This is a genomic window from Cysteiniphilum halobium (assembly GCF_003574425.1).
Classification (GTDB): domain Bacteria; phylum Pseudomonadota; class Gammaproteobacteria; order Francisellales; family Francisellaceae; genus Caedibacter; species Caedibacter halobius.
The window spans coordinates 1-503 of the sequence record NZ_QLIU01000101.1; the positions used below are offsets into that span (position 1 = coordinate 1).

At 54.3% G+C, this 503-nt stretch carries 1 rRNA gene; it reads right to left on the reverse strand.

Going from position 1 to position 503, the window contains the following annotated elements:
* Window positions 1-503 (reverse strand): 23S ribosomal RNA (locus DNK85_RS11830); the annotation flags it as partial.

A 503-nucleotide genomic window follows, 5' to 3' on the forward strand; every position in this document is an offset into this window, starting at 1 on the left:
TATCAACGTCGTAGTCTTCAACAACCCTTCAGTTCGGAAGACGGAGGACTGAAGACGGAGGACAGTGATCGAATCGCTGCGCGATGGTCTAATTTAAATACTAAAACCATCAAGCTTGCTTGATCCAAACTCTGTCCTCCGTCCGCTGTCTTCCGTCCTCCGATAGGGAGATCTCATCTTGAGGCTGGCTTCCCGCTTAGATGCTTTCAGCGGTTATCCATTCCGAACGTAGCTACTGGGCTATGCCTCTGGCGAGACAACCCAAACACCAGCGGTTCGTTCATTCCGGTCCTCTCGTACTAGGAACAAACCCTCTCAAATCTCCTACGCCCACGGCAGATAGGGACCGAACTGTCTCACGACGTTCTAAACCCAGCTCGCGTACCACTTTAAATGGCGAACAGCCATACCCTTGGGACCTGCTTCAGCCCCAGGCTGTGCTGATCCGACATCGCGCGGCCACACTCTTCCGTCGCTCTCACCTCCTGGCACGCATCACCCCC